We start from the raw sequence: 21388 nt of genomic DNA on the forward strand, positions 1-21388 counted from the left end.
AAGAAATGCGCAGACGTGCATCTGATGCCAAAGCCATTTTGTGAAATTGTGTGGAAAGGACGAGAACGTGCACGAGCACATTCGGAAGCGCTGCATACGCCTCGGTGAATTACTGATTGAGACGCGTGAAACTGTGCGTGTCCTCGCGAAAATGACAGGTTACTCTAAAAGTACGGTGCACAAAGATTTAACTGAGCGATTACCAACAATTCATGAAGGATTAGCTGATCAAGTGAAAGAAATTCTCGCCTACCATAAAGCCGTACGTCATATTCGTGGAGGAGAGGCAACGAAAAACAAGTGGAAAGAAAGAGCGAGTCAAGAATGATTCGTTCTTTTTTTGTACATTTCTATTTGTGTACATATAATTGAAGGAAAACAAGCGGAATAACTAAATTTAGGTGAAATTACCAATGGGGTGTGATAAAATATTCTAGATAAATAGACAATAGGAACGTTATGTAGTTGGAACTGGCGGGAAGGAGAATTTAAAAAATGTTTTCGAAGGATATAGGCATTGACTTAGGAACTGCGAACGTATTAATCCACGTTAAAGGCAAAGGAATCGTCCTAAACGAACCATCTGTGGTAGCAATAGATAAAAAGACAAATAAGGTATTAGCAGTAGGTGAAGAAGCTCGTCAAATGGTGGGTCGCACGCCCGGTAATATAACAGCAATTCGGCCATTACGCGATGGAGTAATTGCAGACTTTGATGTTACCGAAGCGATGCTTAGACATTTCATCAATAAATTAAATCTAAAAGGATTTTTAACAAAGCCACGTATATTGATTTGCTGTCCAACAAATATTACAAGTGTAGAGCAAAAAGCGATTCGCGAAGCTGCTGAAAAATCTGGTGGTAAAAAAGTATATTTAGAGGAAGAACCAAAAGTTGCGGCAATCGGAGCTGGGATGGATATTTTCCAACCAAGTGGCAATATGGTAGTGGATATCGGTGGTGGTACTACAGATATCGCAGTTCTTTCTATGGGTGACATTGTAACAAGTGAGTCTATTAAGGTTGCGGGCGACGTTTTTGATAATGATATTTTACAATATATTAAAAAAGAATATAAATTGTTAATTGGTGAGCGTACAGCCGAAGCTATCAAAATCACGATTGGCACAGTCTTCAAAGGTGGACGTAACGACTCAATGGATATTCGCGGTCGTGATATGGTAACAGGCTTACCTCGTACAATTACAATTCATTCAGAGGAAATTGAACGTGCATTACATGAATCAGTAGCCATGATCGTACAATCGGCGAAAAACGTGTTAGAAAAAACACCGCCTGAGCTTTCAGCAGATATTATTGACCGTGGTGTCATTATTACTGGTGGTGGCGCATTATTACACGGAATGGACCAACTGTTAATCGAAGAGTTAAAAGTTCCAGTCTTTATTGCTGAACATCCAATGGATTGTGTTGCAATTGGCACTGGCATTATGTTAGAAAATATTGATCGTGTTCCAGCATCACTATAAAAATACAATGAGGTGATTCCTTTGTTTAAAGGGTTTTATACAGTAGCAACAGGTATGATAGCACAACAAAGACGAACAGAATTACTGACAAACAACTTATCAAATGCAAGTACACCTGGATTTAAGGCAGATCAATCTACCATCCGTTCGTTTCCAGATATGCTAATGTCCAGCGTAGGAAAAACAAATGCACCCGCCAATCAGCAAGCTGGCTCACAGTATATGAGTCAAGTTGGTGCACTCAATACAGGGATATATATGCAAGAAACATTGCCAAATTACATACAAGGTCAAATCTATAGCACGGATTTAACGACAGATATGGCCCTTATCGATGGAAACTTACCTCAAAATGAAGATGGTGTCTCTGGTTCAATTTTCTTCCGTTTAGCACATCCAGACGGTGGAGAAGCCTATACACGTAACGGGAATTTCACATTAGATGGTCAAGGCTATTTAGTAAATGGTCAAGGTCTCTACGTGTTATCTGATAATGGACAACGCATCCAGCTACCAAATGATGATTTCCGTCTTGATCAGGACGGTGGAATTTATGTGAATAACCAGCAAGTAGCGCGCGTAGGTGTATCTTTTGCGGCCAATCCGAACATGCTACGTAAACAAGATAATGGCTTAATTCGTACAGAAAACGGAGAAGCCTTGCCGACCGCTTACGGTGCAAATGGTGTATCGTTTACATTAGGACAAAAATTTTTAGAGCGCTCAAACGTAGACTCTGGACGCACAATGACAGATTTAATGACAGCATACCGAGCTTTTGAAGCAAACCAAAAAGTGTTGCAAGCGTATGATCGAAGTATGGAAAAGGCTGTAAATGAAATCGGTAAAATATAATTAAGCGAACAGGAGGCGTTTTCACATGCTACGAACAATGATTACGGCAACAAATACAATGGGGCAATTGCAAAATAAATTAGATACAATTAGTAATAATATTGCTAACAGTGGAACGCATGGCTATAAAACACGTCAAGCAACGTTCAACGAACTTATGTATCAGCAATTTAATAATGATAAACAGGACCCAACTGTGCGTCAATCACCAGTAGGCATCCGTTATGGCTCTGGAGCACAGCTTGGACAAATTCAAACAAATCATAAGCAAGGTTCGCTTCAAACAACAGATCGCGATTTGGATCTCGCTTTTACAAAACCAAAGCAATATTTCAACATTTTAATGCCAGATGGTGAAAATGGCACAAAAACAGTGTATACTCGTCAAGGTGACTTTTATTTATCACCTTTAAATAATGGAACGGTGATGCTTGTCAATACAGATGGTTATCCAGTGGCAGATGCAAATGGACAGCCTATTACATTACCTGATAATGCAAAAGGTTTTATTGTTCGCAATGGAGGCATGTTAGAAGCTACATATCCCAATGGTGATGTTATTCGTACGGATTTAGCAGTAACGGAATTCCAAAAGCCGCAACTAATGGAGCATATTTCTGGTACATATGTAGGCTTACCAGATAACTTAGCAGAGCTAGGATATACACAAGCAGAAGTTGTAACAGAGTTACAAGGAGCAAATCGTCAACAAATCGGCATGCAAAATGAAGCACTCGAATTATCGAATGTGAGCTTGTCGAAGGAAATGACAGATTTAATCGAAACGCAACGTGCTTATCAATTTAATGCAAGAGCTGTAACACTAGCTGACCAAATGCTAGGGCTTATTAATGGTGTTAGATAAGTGCATTATTGAGTAAGAAATGAAGGGGTACAATATCTATGACAAACGATTCACGTCGACGTTCTGTGCCGACACAAGAAACCGAAACGCCACCAGAAGAAAAGGGACGTCGCTCAAACGGAGAGCAACGCGAGGTTCGATGGGTGCAAATACGGCTGATTCCGATTTGGTTACGAGTTGTACTTGTTCTTGTTTTAATCGTTGTTGCCGCTATTTTAGGTACAATGGTCGGCTACAGTGTAATTGGTCAAGGAAAAGCAATGGATGTCTTTAAATTAGAAACATGGCAACATATATTTGACATTATGAATGGTAAAGAATAATAATATTCTTTACCATACTTTGTGTTTCACATAAAAAATCGAGTATTTTAATTTTAAAAGCGATTATACGTTGAAACCTACATCCTCTTTTGGACGTAAGGTATATATACATACTTAGAGGGGGAAAAGAAATGTTAACAGCAGAGCAAATTCAAGAAATTTTACCACATCGTTATCCATTTTTATTTGTAGACCGTATTGTGGAATTAGAAGTAGGCAAGCGTGCAGTAGGTATCAAAAATGTATCGATTAACGAAGATTTCTTTAATGGACATTTTCCAGGATATCCTGTTATGCCAGGTGTTTTAATTGTAGAGGCATTGGCGCAAGTAGGTGGCGTCGCTTTATTAAAATCAGAACAATATCAAGGACGTTTAGTATTTTTAACAGGAATCGATAATGCTCGTTTTAAGCGCCAAGTAGTACCGGGAGATCAGCTACGATTAGAAGTAGAATTCGTTAAACTGCGCGGTGTAATAGGCAAAGGACATGCTGTAGCTACCGTTGATGGCGAGCTAGTTTGTGAGGCAGATATTTTATTTGCAATAGGGCCTGAACAACCAAAACAGCCTTAATTTGCAATTATAGGCTAAAAGTTATAAAATAATCTTGTCGAATAGTGTTCTTATTGTCAATTTTTTTTGACAGAATTTAGTTTAGTTTTTTTAATGCGATGGCATAGATAGTATTGTGAATTGAAATACATGTAATTTTAGGTTTTTTAAAAAGTAGGAGGATTATATAGATGTATAAGGAATTGTCTTCAGGTGTTAAAATTAGCATTACGCGTTCGATTTCAACATCTTTTGAATCATACTTAGCAAGTATTGGTTGGGAAGAAGAGCGCTTTTCTATGGAAGACTTCATTGCTAGCTGGCAGTCTTATTTTCAGGAAAATGCCGCTTGGATCGAAAAAATCCCAGCCGATGTTTTGATGAGTACTGAATTCCATGAAGAGATGGCACAAAAAATCGATGAAGTAATTGCAAAAATTTTAAATGAAGAACCAACCGCTAAACAAGTCGAAACAATCGAAGCTTTACAAAAAGAATTAGGTACAAACTATACCTATAATTGTAAAGCAGAAGCTGCATACATTGAGCAATTACTGAAAGATAAACAAAAATAGTTTTTGCACAAAAAATCGGATAGTTCCCTCCTTTCTCGGGCAATCTATGTAGGATCACAAATGCACATGTTGTATTTGATGACATAGTACTCAAGAAAGGAGGTTTTTTATATGTGGAAAATGTCATTTTTAGCCATTATCCTTGCTACAGTATTCCTTGGAGGTTGTAACTGGGGTAATAATGCAGCTGAAACCCCAATGGAGAACGTGAAAAACGACGTTAAACGAGGTGTTAACGATGTAGAAGATGTTGTCGATCCAGATAAGAATCACAATGTCTACGATCGTAACGTCAACAATGGTACTGTTAACGACGGTACTGTAAATGATGGCACAGTAAGAGAAAATACTGTTATGCCAGAAGCAACAACACCAGGTTCGAATGCGGATGTCAATGGCACAAATGGCTATGACAACGTACCAAATGCCAATGGTGTAAATGGTGTTGAACGAAACAACGGCACTATGAGAGAAGACCGCAATACAATGACTAACCCTTAAAAACAAAGTGATTCCGTTCAACCGGAATCACTTTTTTCTTTATGATTATGGAATGAAGGTATATGCGGGAATGATATGATTACCCGCGGAACGAAGGAGAATACCCGCGAAAGTAGAAAGTTTATCCGCGGAACGTATGGAGATACCCGCGAAAGTAGAACGTTTACCCGCGGAATGAAGGAGAATACTCGCGAAAGTAGAACGTTTACCCGCGGAACGCATGGAGATACCCGCGAAAGCAGCTTGTTTATCCGCGGAATGAAGGAGAATACCCGCGAAACAAAGATAAACCTCCGATAAACATAACTTCAAACATTCAACTACCCCAATCTCCCCCAAAGTAGCATTAAAAAAACGGTTTCATATATTCTATTAAATTATCAGGAAGATAGTAGATTCGATTTTTATAAGTACCAGTGCTAGGAAATTGAAATTTTCGTAATAAACGATTAGCAGCATCACTAGAAGTAATACCGAAAAACGCACGTAATTGACTATTGGTGATTGTACGACTTACGAGCAATCGATAATCTTGCAAGGCTTCTGCAAAAATTTCGGTGCTTGTATAGTGACATGCTAGACACTTCCAACCGCCTCTGTAAAAGTGCATTTGATTTTTGTATCGGCATTTTGGGCAAAGTACGCCATGTCGGAATCTCGAAGTATCTATACGAGGGAGTATTTCTTGTGGTTGATGCTGCGCTCTAATTAGTTGTACAAAACGGGTTAATTGCTCATTCGTTAAAATAGGTGTTGGATACTTTTCAAAAAGAGTTTGGATATGACTTTGTAGCCCTGACACATGAAAAATAGGGACGGATTTTGGATGATTTGCAATTATAGCTGACGGATTAGACAAAATAACTGCACCTTCAATGGGGAGAGAATAATTTTTAGATATAATTTTAATGAATTGCATATGACGTTGAATTTGCGTAATGGGATTTGCAAAACCTTCCACTGTGCCATCAGATTTTGTGCGTGTGCATTGATGTGTCGTAGCATCAAAATTCAGACGACCGTGTATATTTTTAATTTCCACAACGAACATAAAATGCTTACAAATAAAGAGTGTATCAACTTGGTGAAAATGCTGTGCAGCATTGACAAGTACAACATTATGCAATACAGCAAAAGTATTTGGACATACTAATTCATGCCATTCTCGGTCTACTCGTTTTTCACCAGCAAAGCCAGCATCAAGCCTTCGAAATTGCTCGCTATAATAGTTAGCATCTCGATCTCCATCACATAAGCGTCGTAGTAAAGCCTCATACCATAACAACTTTAACGGCTTCTCACGTATGACTATATTCATTGACGTTCACCCCTATGTTTTTTACACCATATTTTATCCAAAAATCTCAAACTGTCCAGTACAAAAAAACGATACGTCCTTAAACGTATCGCTGCTCATTCATCATTTTTAAGTTTTGGCCGCTCTTTCATTCCTTTTGAGAAGCGGTCTAGTAATTCTACTTGTGACACACCTTCTGTTAAAAGATCAGCGAGTAATTGTTCAGCGTATTTAGAACGCTTAATTTTTAACGTCCCTTTTAAAAGCACAGAAACATGCTCGCCAATTTCTTGGACAGTATGCACAACTACCCGAAATGGAGCTGGTTCATTATCAGGAAATGAAATAACTGCACGAACATCAACTACTGTAGCATTCGCTAATAACTCATCAAAAATCGGACGATATTGCCGATCGATAAACAATTCAAGAATCCAAGATTGATGGCTGTTTTCCTGGTTAATAATAATGCCATCGACTAAAGGAAATGCTTGCATGCCATCTTGAGTGACAAGGTCAAAAGAAAGCATTTTAAATGTTTTCATTATGTATCCTCCTAAGTCGGTCATTCCTTTTAGTATAACATAATCAATTACAGCTAAGACTGTCTTCTTAAAATATGAAAAGATGCTAAATTTATCTTTTTAAAAATGGGGTGTAACACTTACTGCCGTCTGACCTCCACACAATAAAAAAACCTAACAAACAAATAAATAACAGCTAAAAAAATTATTTTCTTATTTAAAAATGAGCTAAAAAACAAAAACCGAGTTTTGCCAAAAGTGAATAGCCTCTTGTAAGATGAGGGCAATTAAACACAAAGGAGGTGAATCAATGAACCAAGTCGGACTGGTTGGAAGATTAACAAAAGATCCTATGTTGCGACAACTATCTAGAAATCGTGTCCAATCTCATTTTTCCCTTGCCATAAATCGCAATTACAAAAACAGTCGTGGAGAAGTAGAGACTGACTTTATTCTTTGTACAGTATGGGGAAAACTGGCAGAGCATATTGTGAAGTTTTGCGGTAAAGGTTCATTAGTTGGCATAAATGGACGTATTCAATCTAGATCATTTACGAATGAGCACAGCACCAAGATTTATATGACAGAAGTGGTTGTAGAAGATGTTCGCTTCTATAGGCTGAAACAGCCAGATAATGATGGAAGCACATTGCCATCATCGTCATCGGTCGAGCAGGAGATTATGAAAGATTTTGTGTTACCTAAGAAAGAATTGCAATTACCAGTAGTATAACCGACTATCGCAATACATACGGAGCAAAGCTAAACATTTACGCAATTCGCCATTCTCCTAGAATGCTTTGCACCGTAATCATTTTAGTTAGAAAGGGGCGTTGTGGACTATCCTATCATCTATCGTTGCTGAAGACCGCACAGCAATGATTATTTCACACAACTAAATAAGAATATGAAGTAAGTAGAAAGAAGTAAACATTGTTCACGAATATGTTGCAAAGTAAAAGAGCGCCAAGAACGTTAGAGCTCTTGGCGCATCTTTAAGACAAGTTATAATCGAGTGAAATCAAATCTCGAAGCTCATCATCATCTAGCTCCGTTAACCACTGGCTTGATTGAATGAGTTCTTCTGATAATGCAGATTTCTGCGCCAGCATCTTATCAATTTTTTCTTCAATCGTCCCAATCGTGACAAACTTATGCACTTGCACAAATTGCGTTTGCCCAATTCGATAAGCACGGTCTGTTGCTTGGTTTTCAACAGCAGGATTCCACCAACGATCGGCATGTAGTACGTGATTTGCAGCAGTTAAATTTAACCCTGTTCCTCCAGCCTTTAATGAGAGAATAAAAATAGGGAATTCTCCTGCCTGAAAAGCCTCCACCAATCGATCACGCTGCTGTTTAGGCATGGCGCCCGTTAAAAACGGTGCATCGACATTATAAATTTCACTGAAACAATGCTGAAGTAATTGGCCCATTCCAATATATTGCGTAAAAATAAGACACTGTTCACCATTATCGACGATTTCTGCTGCCATTTGAACAATGCGCTCTAATTTGACCGAGCGTGTCAGCATCGTTGCAGCATCCTCAAAAGGTTCCTTTAAATAAAGAGCAGGGTGATTACATAATTGCTTCAATTTACTTAGCATCTTTAAGACGCGTCCTTTTTTCTGGAAGCCCGTTAGTTGTTCTAGCTGATCCAACGTTTCTAAAATATAGCCCTCGTACAGTGAAGCTTGCTCTGCCGTTAAGGCGCAGTACGCATGGGACTCTTGCTTATCAGGTAAATTAAGCTGTAAATTTGGATCTCGCTTTGTACGACGAAGTAAAAACGGTTGAATTTTTGCCCGTAGCTTTTGTTTATGTGGTTCGGATTCATCGCGCTCAATAGGCAAAATAAATTGTTCATTAAAGCGACCGAAGCTACCTAAATACCCTTTATGAATAAAGTCAAAAATCGCCCAAAGTTCTGATAATCGATTTTCAACAGGCGTTCCTGTTAAAGCAATATGATGACTACCATGTAATTTGCGAATGGAACGAGATTGCAAAGTCTGCATATTTTTAATATTTTGTGCCTCATCTAATACAACAGTTGCCCAATCAATTGCTTGTAAAAATTCAGCATCCTGTGACACAGTTCCATAGGTAGATAAAATAACATGCGGTTTTTCTTGTTCAATAAACCGAACAAATGCATCCTCTTTCATTCGATTTGCTTGATAATGCGTATGCACAGTTAAAGATGGAGCAAAACGGTCAAGCTCTTTTTGCCAGTTACCAAGGACCGAAGTTGGGCAAATAATAATGGATGGTTCTTTGGCATCCGTTGTTTCATAGATATGCAGCAAGTAAGAAATAAGCTGAACAGTTTTGCCGAGTCCCATATCATCAGCGAGACAGGCGCCAAAACCTTGCTCACGCATAAAGACTAGCCATTCAAACCCTTCTTGCTGATAAGGACGTAAGCTAGCATTTAATGAAAGAGGGACTGGAACTGCTGGAAGACCTTTTTTCTCCTGAAGCTGTTCCATATACGATTTTAAAGACTGCTGGAGTTCAAATGCAAAAATTGGATCATCGCGCAACGCATCATCAGCATCTTCCTCTTCTAGCGGAGAAAGATCTTCAGGTAACTCGCGGAACAATAGTTCACGAACAGTCCAACTTTCATCTTCAGCCTGTTGCATTAAAGCACGCATTTCTTGCATCCAGTTGGCATCCACTCGGAACCATTCCGTACCAATACGAATAAATTCACGTTTTTCATCGACAAGCTTTTTAAACTGCTCAGCAGAAATTGATTCACCGTTCATAGAAAATTGCCATTTAAACGTTAAAATATCATCGAGTCCAGCAACTTTTTTCGTTGATAAATTACCTGTGCTAACACGTACACGCATTTTGGATTGCTTTAAATCTTTTAGCCAAGCTGGTAGCACAACATCAAAACCAAGTGCCTGTAAACGGGCTAGGTCTTCACGTAAAAATGTGCGAACCTCCAAATCGTCAAGGGTAGCATGAATGAAAATATCAGACTGTAAATTTTCAATGGAAAGGAGTTCGACAATCTGCGTTTGTTGTTGTTCAATATCTAGTGCAAATGGTTGCCATTTTGTTGGTAGCGCATCGACTAGCGGTAGTGATTTTTTTCGAACAGCCGGTGTCCAGTAATTTTTCGTTGTCACTGTACTAAGCACCGTTTCCAAAAGCCAAACTTCCGAATCTTCCTCAGGCTCACTTAAACGTAGAGAAACAGCAACGGTGCCAGCTTGACGGTCTTGCTCTAATGGCCATCCTCCGCGAATGAAAAATGGAAGGAGCTTCGGAACATCAGACACCAATAACCCAGCGTGTGCAAGTTTTTGCTGCACAGCTACTTCCAGTAATGCCGTATCTACCCCGTCTATATTAAATGACAAGGAGGAAAAATCATCTGCAATAACGGCGTACGACCAAAGGCTAGGCTCTTGCCAATATTGCTGTAACATTTGTGCGTGTTCAATCAATGTACTACTGTCAGCGTCAATCCCTTGCCAACTAATAAACGGGTGCTGATAGCGTGGAGAAAAGATATCGAGTAGTTCTGCACTAGAAATATCGATGGAAATGTCTGTACGACTGGTCATTAAACCATAAGTATTTGCTTCATAGTTAAAAAATAATGAAGAAATCAGTGTGTCAACATCGATTGCTGCACCACTTGTAGTAAAACCCCGCATCGTATAATTGCCGTTTTGAGCTGATTCAATACGTAACTGTTGTTTTTTCGTAAACGGAGAGGGAGCATGTAATGTCATCATACTAAGTTTCCTTTCTCAATTTCTTCCTGAAGTGCACGAAGTCGTTTATATTCTGCACGGATTGTTTGCATGTAATTTTCAAAATAAGCAACTTTCCCTGCTCTTTTTGCGGCACTCCGCATACTTTTCCAAATACGTACAGCTTGCTTATAATTCATACGAGATTTTTGCGTAATCTCTGCCATTGCATAGACGTGATACAAAGGTAAAACAACTGCTGGAGCTAGGTGTAGAACATCTTTTAATCCACACATTTCTAAATAAGAAAAAGAGGAAAGATTTAATTGATGCAATGCTGCCCATTCGCGATAGCGCTCTTTTCTTATAAGGAAAAACGAATAGGGCTGTAGTCCATACACACCAAATGCGCTATAAAGTGTTGTTTCTTCTTCTTCTGTTAATTGTATATCTTCATATAACAATTGAAATTGCCGTACGTATTGAGCTCGCTGTACGACGGGCACAGTTTCCTGTAAAAAAGCTTCAGCAAATGGGAGCATCGCACGTAAAATGAATGCCTGTGAATGTGACTCGCCAGCACGCTTAGCAAAAGTGGCTAACTCAAACAAATCTTGCATTTGTGGTAAGGAAATATGCGCAATGCTTTCCTGTAATAACTGTTCTTTTTGTAATAACACGTAAAATAACAGTTTTAATGACTGTAAAGAAATCTCGGGGGAAACTTCTTCAAGATTGTTAATCAGCGTTAGCTCCTGTTCACGGCGAGGCTTCTCATAAAAAAGCACTGCCCACAGCAGCATATAGATTTGTAATCGACTAGCAAACAGCCCTTCACGCTCTAGTAAAAATTTACGGACAATTTCTTGAAGGGCATTATAAAATGGATCAGTTGCAAAAAGTCGAGAACGATTCGTTAATTCAGTTAATATACTTTCAAATGACTGCACGCTTTGATCGATAAAGTATTTCATATAAGGTGAGTCTAATGAATGACCTTGCGTATTATTTAAATGCCGCCAAATTGCATTAAAAATCGAAAGTTCGATAAATAGCTTATATAGTGGCTGCCATTCACGTTCAAATGGCATATGCTTGCGCAGTCGTTCTAATGCATCAGAACGGATTGCTGAAAGTCCATAGCCTTCTAAAATGCGACCAGGTGGTAACAGACGTTTCATTACTTCGTCGACCATTAGCTGCCAGCTTTCAGGACTACGCTCATCCGCTAATGATTTTAACTGCACAGATTTTTGAGCACGCCATGCACCTGACCAGTTTTGTACAGAATCAAAATACTGATAGAGAGCAAGTAATGCGCCAACTTGATGACGACACCATTTTAGTTGGGGACAGTTACAGCTTAGAGTCCCATGAGCAAAATCAATTTCTACAGTTGCAGGTCTCACATCCTGTACACTTGCATATAATATAGAACTTGCTCCATTAAAACGTTCAAATACGATGGATTTGTTTCGTACAGAAAATACAGCACGACGCACCAGTTCCTCGTCTTCGCTAGAGGACGGATGTAAATCCTGCTCAGCTTCTTTTAATTTAGCAAGTATAAATGGTTGATGTTCCTTAGCTAGTTGCGAAATAGACAAAGCCATAACCTCACTCCTCTCAATTGCATTGGCCAATGACTTTAGCTTTATTTAGATGATTGAATGTCATCTTTTGTGGGAAGAAAAAAAGACTGTCTTTCCATTATACGATTAAAATGCAGACATGATAAGCTGAATGATGAGAAAGAAAAAATTTGAGGATAAGATGGTTAACAAGATGCGTGATTTGTGTTAAAATCTGAATAATCAGATAATAAGGAGGGATGAAGGATGATGCAAGTTCAGTATATGAAGCCGTTTTACACGAAAATCTCTGGAGATAAATTGCGTCTCGTATTTGCTTATCAATATTTCTCAATTTTAAAAGAGAATGAGATTTTTCATTTCATTCCAATTGAAGGGAAAGAGATGATTATTAACTTGCATACACAACAAATCGAAAATTTATCTGAGGTATTTGTTTTCCAAAAGGGAAATCGTTTTATCCGATTACCACTCTATCAGCTATTACTCATTACCAATGTGCATGAACATTTAACGCCAATTCTTGAAAGCGCTACACCAAAATTGCCACAGTTACCCCTTGTCTCTTCAGCAACTGTAGGTGAGATTGATCAGTTGATTGCTGAAATTGAACAAAAAAACATTGATTATTTAATAGACCAAGCATTAGCAGATTACAATGAAGCACTCTTTTTTGAGCTACTACATCAAAAGAGCACGCATTTCGGAGGTTTCGGAAATTGAATACTCGGTACATCAAATAAGCACCCACTTTTCAAGAAAGAGAAGCGGGTGCTTTAACTCTTTTATAGATAGAACACTTCAATTATTTGGATTATTTACCAATGTAACTTTAAAGAAGTTGTCACAAACCGATATAACTAATAATACTTTTAGCATGGGGGTGGGGGAATGCTTGGTAAGTGGTCTGCTTCAGGGTTATCTATATTAAGTAACATGAATAGGCACTATAATGCTATGAGCAAGTCAATGTTGCGAATTTCTACTGGTTATCGGATTAATAGTGCGGCTGATGATCCGGCTGGTCTTGCGATATCCGAGAAAATGCGGGCTCAAATTCGCGGGTTGAATATGGCGTCGAAAAATATACAGGACGGTATTTCACTTGTGCAAACAGCAGAGGGTGCACTAAACGAAACACATGCCATGATTCAACGAATGCGGGAGCTAGCAGTACAAGCATCCAATGACACATTAACTGATAGTGATCGACATCAGCTGGATTTGGAATTTCAGGAGCTAAAAAAAGAAATTCAACGTCTTTCTAAAGATACTGAATTTAATACGAGGACATTATTAAATGGCGATTATTCAACGAATGGTCTCAAGATTCAAGCGGGTGCAAATGCTGGTCAAACGATCGAGTTGTTTATTAATGATATGGGGGCAGGGGCGCTTGGGTTGGACGCCACGACTTCAATAGCAACACGAGATAATGCCAATAATGCGATTTCCTCGATGGATGAGGCATTAAAACGGGTATCATCGGAGCGTTCTCGTTTGGGCGCTTATCAAAATCGCCTAGAGCATGCCTATAATGCAAACGTCAATACAGCGGAAAACTTAACCGCAGCGGAATCACGAATTCGCGATGCTGACATTGCGAAGGAAATGATGAATATGGTGAAGTCGCAAATATTGCTTCAAGCAAGCCAATATGTTCTAGCATTGCATATGCAGCAGGCACAATCTATTTTAAAGTTACTAGAAAGCGGAACAATGAGGAATCCCCGATACTAATGGAGATTCCTTTTTTTTATGTTATTAAAATTTAGTTTTATCCTTTAAAATCATGGCAAATTTTTAATTTCAAGCAAGCTATTTTTTCGGGCCTTTTTTGCTGTTATAGTAAATAGAAAAGGAGTGAAGTTATTGATAGTAAAGCCTTTCGCACCGTCGTCACTGACATTGGGATTGCAAGCACTTGTTCGTCGATTGCCTCCTTCACATCTCCAATTCATAACGTTACAACAGGAACTTAAAAATAAGGAAGCGGGCGATTTTGCAGAACAATATATTTTGAAAGAGCTACAAAAGTTACCGCAGCTTAGTGACTGTCACCTTTTCCACAATGTTATACTTCCTACGATCCTCCCCATGCAAATTGATATATTAATTATTACAGCCAGTGGCATCGTCATATTAGAAATAAAAAATATACGGGGAACCGTCCATTTTAAAAATGACCCACGTCAGTTAATACGCACTACTGATAAAGGAGAAGTTCAAGCATTTACGCATCCTGAAATTCAATTGGAGCAGTATATCCAGGCAATGCATCATTTTCTTAACGAGCATAATATTACGGTACCAATTTATGGTGCTATTGTTTTTCCTTTTAATAATGTAGCAATCCATCGTGAGGGTGAAGGACTGCCAATCGTCATGGGCAGAGAACTTCTGATATATCTGTACAAAATCATCGAGAAAAATATGGGGATAGCTACGAACGAAATAACAAACATTATTTTGTCACAATTACAAGACAGAAACCCATTTCCACTTTGCCGCTATTATCAACTTGAGGTTACCGCTTTGCAAAGAGGTGTTTATTGCGAAAATTGTGGTCACTTTGGAATGGAAAAGTTAAAAAGAACGTGGTTTTGCCGAAGATGTCAGCATCAATGTACATCTGCACATATACAAGCATTGAAAGATTATTACATGCTTGTTGGAGATACGATCAAGAACAGGGAATGTCGTGCATTTTTAATGCTTGAGTGTAAACATGTCACAAAACGATTATTGCAAAAAACATTCCAAACATGCTGTAATTCAGGCAAACTTACGAAGTACGATTTGTCGAGGTTATTGGAAACGCCACTAAAATTTTAGATAACGCCACAAAACGCTCATGAATCGCCACAAAGCGTACAGAAAACGCTACAAAGACCGAACAAATCGCCACAAAACCAAAACAAATCGCCACCAGAAAGCTACTTTAAACCCACCATTATCCAAAATCGCACACAGAAAATACTGTAAAATAACAAATTGATTCACACTTTCCCTTGAAAGATGTATACTATAATGCAGAACAAAAATGCAATTCAGCATTTATAGACCATATAAAAATTTACTACTCGTTTTTGAAACGGAAGGAAGAATAGAGAATGACGAAATCAATTTGTGTCGTTGGACTTGGCTATATCGGATTACCAACGGCTGTAATGTTTGCCAACCACGGCATAAAAGTACATGGGGTGGACGTAAACCCAGCAGCAGTAAAAAGTATTCAAGAGAAAAAGCTTCATATTGAAGAAAACGGTTTACAAGAACGCCTAAACAAAGCAGTAGATGAAGGATTCTTAACAGCATCAACAACACCACAAGAAGCAGATGTTTTCATTGTAGCTGTTCCATCACCAATCAATCCTGACAATACAGCGAATTTAGAATATGTACGTCAAGCAACGGCATCTATTGTGCCTTATGTAAGAAAAGGGAACTTAGTAATTCTTGAATCCACAGTTCCACCGAAAACAGTAGAACACATTATGCTACCAGAGCTAATTAAAGCAAACCTAGAGTTCGGCGTTGATTTATTTGTAGCGCATTCACCAGAGCGCGTTATTCCAGGTCGTATTTTTGAAGAATTAGTGAACAACGACCGTATCGTTGGTGGGATTGATCCAGTATCTGCACAAATGACAAAAGAGCTTTACCAAACATTTGTAAATGGCACAATTCATCTAACAGATGCTACAACGGCTGAATTAGTAAAAGTAATGGAAAACACATACCGTGATGTCAATATCGCGTTTGCCAATGAATTAGCAAAAATGGCTGAAAAATTAGACGTGAACATTTGGGAAGCCATTAAATTTGCTAACTACCACCCACGTGTAAATGTTCACTTCCCAGGTCCTGGTGTAGGTGGTCACTGTATCGCTGTTGACCCATGGTTCCTTGTAGAGCTAGGTGGCGAACAAGCACAAATTATTCATCTGTCTCGTAATACAAATGACAGCATGCCAAGCTATACGGCACAAAGAACACAAGCCATTTTAAACGAAAACAAAATCGCAGGTGGTAAAGTAGCAGTTCTTGGACTAGCCTTCAAAGGAAACGTTGATGATATGCGTGAAAGCCCATCAACAATCGTCATTGATGAGCTACAAAACCTAGGCTTAGAAGTGATTTCTTACGATCCGCACATTAAAGAAAACAAACATGCTACACAAACACAAAGCTTAGAAGAAGCTACAAAAGACGCAGACATCATCGTTGTACTAACAGACCACAATGAGTTCAAAGCAATGGATGCAGCAGCTATCACAGTGAAAACAAAAATCGTCTTCGATACGAAAAACTGCTTAAACCGTGATAAATGGCAAGAAGCTGGCTTCCAGTTCCACTTACTAGGGGATGCGAAAAACCGATGAAAGAAACAGTACTTGGCATTAACGTCAATACAGAAGGTTACGATGAATTAATGGATATGGCATTCGAGCGCATTGAAAAGAAACAAAAAGCGCTCGTCGTTGCCATCAATCCAGAAAAAATTATTAAAGCAAAAGAAGACCCTGCACTAAAAAAGCTATTAAATGAAGCAGAATTTCAAATTCCAGATGGGATTGGTGTTATTCTTGCTTCTAAAATTCAAAAAGGGCAAATTCGTGAACGTGTTACAGGCGTTGATATGATGATAAAGCTTTGTGAAGAAGCGGCAAAACGAGGCAAGCCTATTTTCCTTTATGGAGGTAAACCTGGGGTAGCTGATGCAGCACAAGCAAAGCTAAAATCACTATTTCCTTCTATTAAAATAGTCGGCACACAGGACGGCTATGAAAAAGACGAACAGAAGGTCATTGATCGTATTAATGAAGCACAACCGGATTTACTATTTGTAGCAATGGGTAGTCCAAAACAGGAAAATTGGATTAATGCTAATCGCGACCGATTGCACCCAACGATTTATCAAGGTGTCGGTGGATCATTCGATGTGTTGGCAGGTACAGTAAAACGCGCACCAGAAATTTTCCAAAAATTTGGTCTTGAATGGTTTTACCGATTAATGAAAGAACCTAAGCGTATCAAGCGTCAAATCGCTTTACCACTTTTTTTATTGGAAGTGGCTAGGCAAAAACGTCAATAATTTTTAAAAAATGGTATTGTCGTTTTAATTTGAAAGTGTTAGACTGTAGGTGTATAGGAATTTCCTCTATGAAATAAATAGAATTCCCTGCAAGGAAACAACGGTTGGTAGCCCAAGCGAAAAAAGCTCAAGCATTTATATGCTTGAGCTTTTTTCGTTCCCTGATTTAACTTAATTATCCATTATTTTATAAGATTCTAGAAAATATGAACAAGGAATGATAGAAAATTAGATTTTGTTGGTAAAGTTGCATATTTTCACTTGAAAAAAAGTGTTGGATAAACGACAATGGTAAAAGAGAGTTCGATGTCCACTATTTTCCGGAAACCAATTAGTAATTTTCCCAAAATATGATTGACAACTTTTAGGGATACAACTATACTTTTATGTGTAGTTGTTTATTTACTACATAACTATGTAGTAGAGACATAATTTTTGAACTTAGAGGAGGAAATTTTTCTATGGCTAACCAACCAAAGAAATACAAAAAATTCGTAGCTACGGCTGCAACGGCTACTTTAGTAGCTTCTGCTATCGTACCAGTGGCTTCTGCAGCAGGATTCTCAGATGTAGCAGGTAACGACCACGAAGTAGCAATCAACGCACTTGCTGATGCAGGTATCATCAATGGATACGCTGACGGCTCATTCAAACCAAACCAAACAATTAACCGCGGTCAAGTGGTTAAATTATTAGGTCGTTATTTAGAAGCTCAAGGCCAAGAAATTCCAGCTGACTGGAATTCAAAACAACGCTTCAACGATCTACCAGTAACAGCTGAAGAAGAATTAGTTAAATATGCTGCACTTGCAAAAGATGCAGGCGTATTCAACGGTTCAAATGGCAACCTAAACGCTTCACAAACAATGCAACGTCAACAAATGGCAGTAGTTTTAGTACGTGCTATTAAAGAAATCGCTGGCGTAGACTTAGTAGCTGAGTACAAAAAAGCGAACTTCGTAACAGAAATTGGTGACTTAGACAAAGCTTACTCTGCAGAACAACGCACAGCGATCGTTGCTTTAGAATATGCGGGTATTACAAATGTTGCTCACTTCAACCCAGGTAACAGCGTAACACGCGGACAATTCGCTTCATTCTTATACCGCACAATCGAAAACGTTGTAAACAACCCAGAAGCGGGTGTTGCAGCAGTAAAAGCTATCAACAACACAACTGTTGAAGTAACATTCGACGAAGAAGTAGATAACGTACAAGCTCTTAACTTCTTAATCTCTGATCTTGAAGTGAAAAACGCAGCTGTTAAATTAACAAACAAAAAAGTTGTTGTATTAACAACTGCTGCTCAAACAGCTGACAAAGAGTACACTGTATCTCTTGGCGAAGAAAAAATCGGTACATTCAAAGGTATCGCAGCTGTAGTTCCTACTAAAGTAGATTTAGTAGAAAAATCAGTTCAAGGTAAACTTGGCCAACAAGTAACACTTAAAGCACAAGCAACTGTTGCTGAAGGTCAAGCGAAAGCTGGTATTCCAGTAACTTTCTTCATCCCAGGTTCTTCTAATGGCGTGAAAACTCCAGTAACAGTTGAAGCTGTAACAAACGAAGAAGGTATCGCAACTTACTCTTACACTCGTTATGCTGCAACAAACGACACTGTAACTGTATACGCAAACGGTGACCGTTCTAAATTCTCAACTGGTTATGTATTCTGGGCAGTTGACCAAACTTTAGAAATCACTGAAGTAACTACTGGTGCTACTATCAACAACGGCGCTAACAAAACTTACAAAGTTACTTACAAACACCCAGAAACTGGTAAACCAGTATCAGGTAAAGTACTTAACGTTTCAGTAAAAGAAAACATTGACGTAACTGTTGATAAATTACAAAACGTTACAGTTAATGGTCTTGCTGTAGTTCAAACAAGCGATAACAACACACGTGCTGCACAAATCACAACTGATTCTAAAGGTGAAGCAACATTCACAGTTTCAGGTTCGAACGCTGAAGTAACACCAGTTGTATTTGAAGCAACTCCAGTAACAGTAACTAATGCTAATGGTACAGTTACAACAACTGGCTACACTCAAAAATACACTGCTGACACGTTACAAGCTTCTGCTGCGAAAGTGAAGTTCTCAGCTTTACAAGCAGACTACACGATTGACGTTACACGTGATGGTGGTGAAACAGCAGCTATCGGTTATCAAAATGGTCGTAAATACAAAGTCGTTGTGAAAAACAAAAATGGTGAAGTGGCGAAAAATGAAGTAGTCAATGTGGCATTTAATGAACATCTAGATCGTGTAATTAGCACAAACACAGATGCTTATTTTGTAGAATTAGATGCAAATGACAACAGAGTGTATAAACCAACGTTGAAACAAATTACGGTTACTACTGACGCTAAAGGGGAAGCAAGCTTCATTATTGCGAATGACAAAGTAAGCACATATGCTACGCCTGTCGCTTGGATTGATATTAACAGTGCGTTTGTTAACAAACAAGGAACACTTGATGAAGGTGAACCAAAAGCTATTGCCCCTATTTCTTACTTCGAAGCAGAGAAATTAGACGGTGCTTCATTAAAAGTGAAAGATGCCAACGGTAGATTTAGAGATACAGCCGATTTAAAAGGCGATGTATCGGCTGAATTTAAAGTAGATTTAGTTAACCAAAGCGGTAGCTCTACAACAATCGGTACACTTGAAGAAGTAACGTATACAATCTACAATACTGGTTCTAGTGTCATTTATCTTGGGGATGCAGGCTTAACAACAACCGTTTCAGACACAGCTAAAATCTCACCAAACCGTAGTCAAACTGTGAAATTAACAGGTAATGAAGTGCTAAAAGTGAGCTCTTATGATGGTAAATCAGGCTCTGTAAAAGTGGTAGCAACAGGTAAAGTACGCCATGATGGTAGAGATTTCAACTTTACATCAAAAGAAGCAACAGCTAAATTTACTGCTACTAATGAGGTATCGAACTTAGAATCAGGTCGAATTGCTTCTTTCGATACATCGAGAAGAACTTTAACAATTGTCGGAAAAACTGCAATTCGATATGCTGGTGAAACAGGTAAGAACTACACTTACCGAGATGAAGCAAATCGTCCAGTATCATTAGCAAACTTCGAAAAAGCACTAGTTGATGCTGCAAAAGCTGGCGGTAATACTGGTTTAGAAATTACGTATGAAGCAAAAGACAACGATATTACTTTCTATCTAAAAACTGTTAGTGCACCAGCTCCAATTAATACAGTAGAAGCAGATAAACAAGCTGGAATAGATGCTTTAGCTAAAGCAAAATCGGATTTAGATGCAGCGATTAAAGCTGTTAAAGAAGAGAATTATCAAGATAAAACTGCAGTTCAAGTACTTGTGAAAACGGCTACTGATGTATTAACTAAAGCGAATGCTACAAAAGCAGAGTATGAAAATGCAAAAACTGCTTTAGAAACTGGTCTTGCAAAATTAGTAAAAGCTCCTGCTGCGCCAACAGTTGGCGAAATATACTGGGATACTAATAATGAAATCATTACAATCTCATTTGCATCTAATGTAATTATAGATGACAAACAAGAATTCACTATTGATAGTCAAAAAACAACTGTTGCTGACCTAGGCAAAAACACAGTCGGATTGCTATTTACTACTGCTCCAACAAATGCAGCTGTAGGTACACTAAAAGTGAAAGTTGCTGCAACTGAAACAACTTTTGAAAAAGAGTTCACATATGAAGTTGCTTTTAATCCAACTGCAATGAATAAATGGACAGTAACACTTAAAAACTAAACGAAACATCAACTTTATAAACTAAGGAATTCATAGAAATAAAAGAAAAAGAAAACCCATGTGCAATACATTGGGTTTTCTTTCTAACTAACACTACCAAATTGAGGGTATAAATCCTTTTATTGAAATTATCCAATATAGTGCAATTTGAATTAGTCACCAACTTATCTTCTGTTCCTTCGCAATATATTGCATAGTTCCAACATTACTTTTACTAGTCCTTTTATAAA

The 21388-nt window shown here is 38.4% G+C and carries 19 protein-coding genes; 15 read left to right on the top strand and 4 right to left on the bottom strand.

Going from position 1 to position 21388, the window contains the following annotated elements:
* Positions 1-67: 67 nt before the first annotated feature.
* The 8 genes from I5435_RS02585 (at position 68) to I5435_RS02620 (ending at position 5164) form a co-directional block, all read left to right on the top strand.
* Entirely contained in the window at positions 68-328 is a 261-nt protein-coding gene (locus tag I5435_RS02585) for a sporulation transcriptional regulator SpoIIID (RefSeq protein ID WP_004269485.1), read from the top strand.
* Between the two features lie 167 nt (positions 329-495).
* Positions 496-1491 carry a rod shape-determining protein gene (locus I5435_RS02590; protein ID WP_024362913.1) on the top strand — a complete coding sequence of 332 codons (996 nt, stop codon included), beginning with the start codon at positions 496-498 and terminating at the stop codon, positions 1489-1491.
* 21 nt (positions 1492-1512) lie between these two features.
* Positions 1513-2346 (top strand): flagellar hook-basal body protein, encoded by an 834-nt coding sequence (locus I5435_RS02595; RefSeq protein WP_024362914.1) that lies wholly within the window; start codon positions 1513-1515, stop codon positions 2344-2346.
* Between the two features lie 25 nt (positions 2347-2371).
* Positions 2372-3211 (top strand): flagellar hook-basal body protein, encoded by an 840-nt coding sequence (locus I5435_RS02600; RefSeq protein WP_024362915.1) that lies wholly within the window; start codon positions 2372-2374, stop codon positions 3209-3211.
* A 38-nt stretch (positions 3212-3249) separates the two neighbouring features.
* Complete coding sequence (locus I5435_RS02605; RefSeq protein ID WP_024362916.1) at positions 3250-3534, top strand: DNA-directed RNA polymerase subunit beta; 285 nt, start codon at positions 3250-3252, stop codon at positions 3532-3534.
* 131 nt (positions 3535-3665) lie between these two features.
* On the top strand, positions 3666-4109 hold the full coding sequence (gene fabZ / locus I5435_RS02610; RefSeq protein WP_337983182.1) for a 3-hydroxyacyl-ACP dehydratase FabZ: 444 nt from the start codon (positions 3666-3668) through the stop codon (positions 4107-4109).
* A 170-nt stretch (positions 4110-4279) separates the two neighbouring features.
* The gene (locus I5435_RS02615) at positions 4280-4663 is read left to right on the top strand and encodes a hypothetical protein (RefSeq protein WP_024362918.1); all 384 of its coding nucleotides are present in this window, start codon (positions 4280-4282) and stop codon (positions 4661-4663) included.
* 111 nt (positions 4664-4774) lie between these two features.
* Positions 4775-5164 (top strand): hypothetical protein, encoded by a 390-nt coding sequence (locus I5435_RS02620; RefSeq protein ID WP_024362919.1) that lies wholly within the window; start codon positions 4775-4777, stop codon positions 5162-5164.
* A gap of 346 nt (positions 5165-5510) precedes the next feature.
* On the opposite strand, the gene I5435_RS02625 is transcribed toward I5435_RS02620, so the two are convergent.
* Positions 5511-6482: a nuclease-related domain-containing protein gene (locus I5435_RS02625; protein ID WP_108030607.1), complete on the bottom strand. Its 972-nt coding sequence runs from the start codon at positions 6480-6482 to the stop codon at positions 5511-5513.
* 95 nt (positions 6483-6577) lie between these two features.
* Positions 6578-7006 carry a YwpF family protein gene (locus I5435_RS02630; RefSeq protein ID WP_103977440.1) on the bottom strand — a complete coding sequence of 143 codons (429 nt, stop codon included), beginning with the start codon at positions 7004-7006 and terminating at the stop codon, positions 6578-6580.
* Between the two features lie 289 nt (positions 7007-7295).
* On the opposite strand from I5435_RS02630, the gene I5435_RS02635 reads away from it, so the two are divergent.
* The gene (locus tag I5435_RS02635; RefSeq protein ID WP_108030606.1) at positions 7296-7718 is read left to right on the top strand and encodes a single-stranded DNA-binding protein; all 423 of its coding nucleotides are present in this window, start codon (positions 7296-7298) and stop codon (positions 7716-7718) included.
* Between the two features lie 262 nt (positions 7719-7980).
* Here I5435_RS02635 and I5435_RS02640 read toward each other — a convergent pair whose 3' ends face one another.
* Positions 7981-10749, bottom strand: a complete 2769-nt coding sequence (locus I5435_RS02640; RefSeq protein ID WP_337983183.1) for a DEAD/DEAH box helicase — start codon at positions 10747-10749, stop codon at positions 7981-7983.
* Positions 10746-12320, bottom strand: coding sequence for a hypothetical protein (locus I5435_RS02645; RefSeq protein WP_337983184.1), 1575 nt, complete (start codon positions 12318-12320; stop codon positions 10746-10748). The genes I5435_RS02640 and I5435_RS02645 overlap by 4 nt, the downstream gene beginning before the upstream one ends.
* A gap of 225 nt (positions 12321-12545) precedes the next feature.
* Between I5435_RS02645 and I5435_RS02650 the strand changes: the two genes are divergently transcribed.
* The 6 genes from I5435_RS02650 (at position 12546) to I5435_RS02675 (ending at position 21158) form a co-directional block, all read left to right on the top strand.
* The gene (locus I5435_RS02650) at positions 12546-13022 is read left to right on the top strand and encodes a hypothetical protein (protein WP_024362926.1); all 477 of its coding nucleotides are present in this window, start codon (positions 12546-12548) and stop codon (positions 13020-13022) included.
* 168 nt (positions 13023-13190) lie between these two features.
* Entirely contained in the window at positions 13191-14039 is an 849-nt protein-coding gene (locus tag I5435_RS02655) for a flagellin N-terminal helical domain-containing protein (RefSeq protein ID WP_024362927.1), read from the top strand.
* 132 nt (positions 14040-14171) lie between these two features.
* Positions 14172-15134 carry a nuclease-related domain-containing protein gene (locus I5435_RS02660; RefSeq protein WP_337983185.1) on the top strand — a complete coding sequence of 321 codons (963 nt, stop codon included), beginning with the start codon at positions 14172-14174 and terminating at the stop codon, positions 15132-15134.
* A 278-nt stretch (positions 15135-15412) separates the two neighbouring features.
* A complete protein-coding gene (locus I5435_RS02665; RefSeq protein ID WP_024362930.1) occupies positions 15413-16684 on the top strand; it encodes a nucleotide sugar dehydrogenase in 1272 nt (423 codons plus the stop codon).
* On the top strand, positions 16681-17397 hold the full coding sequence (locus tag I5435_RS02670) for a WecB/TagA/CpsF family glycosyltransferase (protein WP_337983186.1): 717 nt from the start codon (positions 16681-16683) through the stop codon (positions 17395-17397). Before I5435_RS02665 ends, I5435_RS02670 begins: the two co-directional genes overlap by 4 nt.
* Positions 17398-17858: 461 nt before the next feature.
* Positions 17859-21158, top strand: a complete 3300-nt coding sequence (locus tag I5435_RS02675) for an S-layer homology domain-containing protein (RefSeq protein WP_337983187.1) — start codon at positions 17859-17861, stop codon at positions 21156-21158.
* Positions 21159-21388 lie beyond the last annotated feature (230 nt).

Origin of the sequence: Lysinibacillus sp. C5.1, assembly GCF_016350185.1 — a bacterium.
GTDB classification, from domain to species: Bacteria; Bacillota; Bacilli; order Bacillales_A; family Planococcaceae; genus Lysinibacillus; species Lysinibacillus sphaericus.

Excerpts from the sequence above, each read along its gene's own strand:
- I5435_RS02590 (WP_024362913.1), top strand. The coding sequence starts at position 496 with ATGTTTTCGAAGGATATAGGCATTGACTTAGGAACTGCGAACGTATTA.
- I5435_RS02600 (WP_024362915.1), top strand. The coding sequence starts at position 2,372 with ATGCTACGAACAATGATTACGGCAACAAATACAATGGGGCAATTGCAA.
- I5435_RS02605 (WP_024362916.1), top strand. The coding sequence starts at position 3,250 with ATGACAAACGATTCACGTCGACGTTCTGTGCCGACACAAGAAACCGAA.
- fabZ (WP_337983182.1), top strand. The coding sequence starts at position 3,666 with ATGTTAACAGCAGAGCAAATTCAAGAAATTTTACCACATCGTTATCCA.
- I5435_RS02615 (WP_024362918.1), top strand. The coding sequence starts at position 4,280 with ATGTATAAGGAATTGTCTTCAGGTGTTAAAATTAGCATTACGCGTTCG.
- I5435_RS02620 (WP_024362919.1), top strand. The coding sequence starts at position 4,775 with ATGTGGAAAATGTCATTTTTAGCCATTATCCTTGCTACAGTATTCCTT.
- I5435_RS02625 (WP_108030607.1), bottom strand. The coding sequence starts at position 6,482 with ATGAATATAGTCATACGTGAGAAGCCGTTAAAGTTGTTATGGTATGAG.
- I5435_RS02630 (WP_103977440.1), bottom strand. The coding sequence starts at position 7,006 with ATGAAAACATTTAAAATGCTTTCTTTTGACCTTGTCACTCAAGATGGC.
- I5435_RS02635 (WP_108030606.1), top strand. The coding sequence starts at position 7,296 with ATGAACCAAGTCGGACTGGTTGGAAGATTAACAAAAGATCCTATGTTG.
- I5435_RS02640 (WP_337983183.1), bottom strand. The coding sequence starts at position 10,749 with ATGATGACATTACATGCTCCCTCTCCGTTTACGAAAAAACAACAGTTA.
- I5435_RS02645 (WP_337983184.1), bottom strand. The coding sequence starts at position 12,320 with ATGGCTTTGTCTATTTCGCAACTAGCTAAGGAACATCAACCATTTATA.
- I5435_RS02650 (WP_024362926.1), top strand. The coding sequence starts at position 12,546 with ATGATGCAAGTTCAGTATATGAAGCCGTTTTACACGAAAATCTCTGGA.
- I5435_RS02655 (WP_024362927.1), top strand. The coding sequence starts at position 13,191 with ATGCTTGGTAAGTGGTCTGCTTCAGGGTTATCTATATTAAGTAACATG.
- I5435_RS02665 (WP_024362930.1), top strand. The coding sequence starts at position 15,413 with ATGACGAAATCAATTTGTGTCGTTGGACTTGGCTATATCGGATTACCA.
- I5435_RS02670 (WP_337983186.1), top strand. The coding sequence starts at position 16,681 with ATGAAAGAAACAGTACTTGGCATTAACGTCAATACAGAAGGTTACGAT.
- I5435_RS02675 (WP_337983187.1), top strand. The coding sequence starts at position 17,859 with ATGGCTAACCAACCAAAGAAATACAAAAAATTCGTAGCTACGGCTGCA.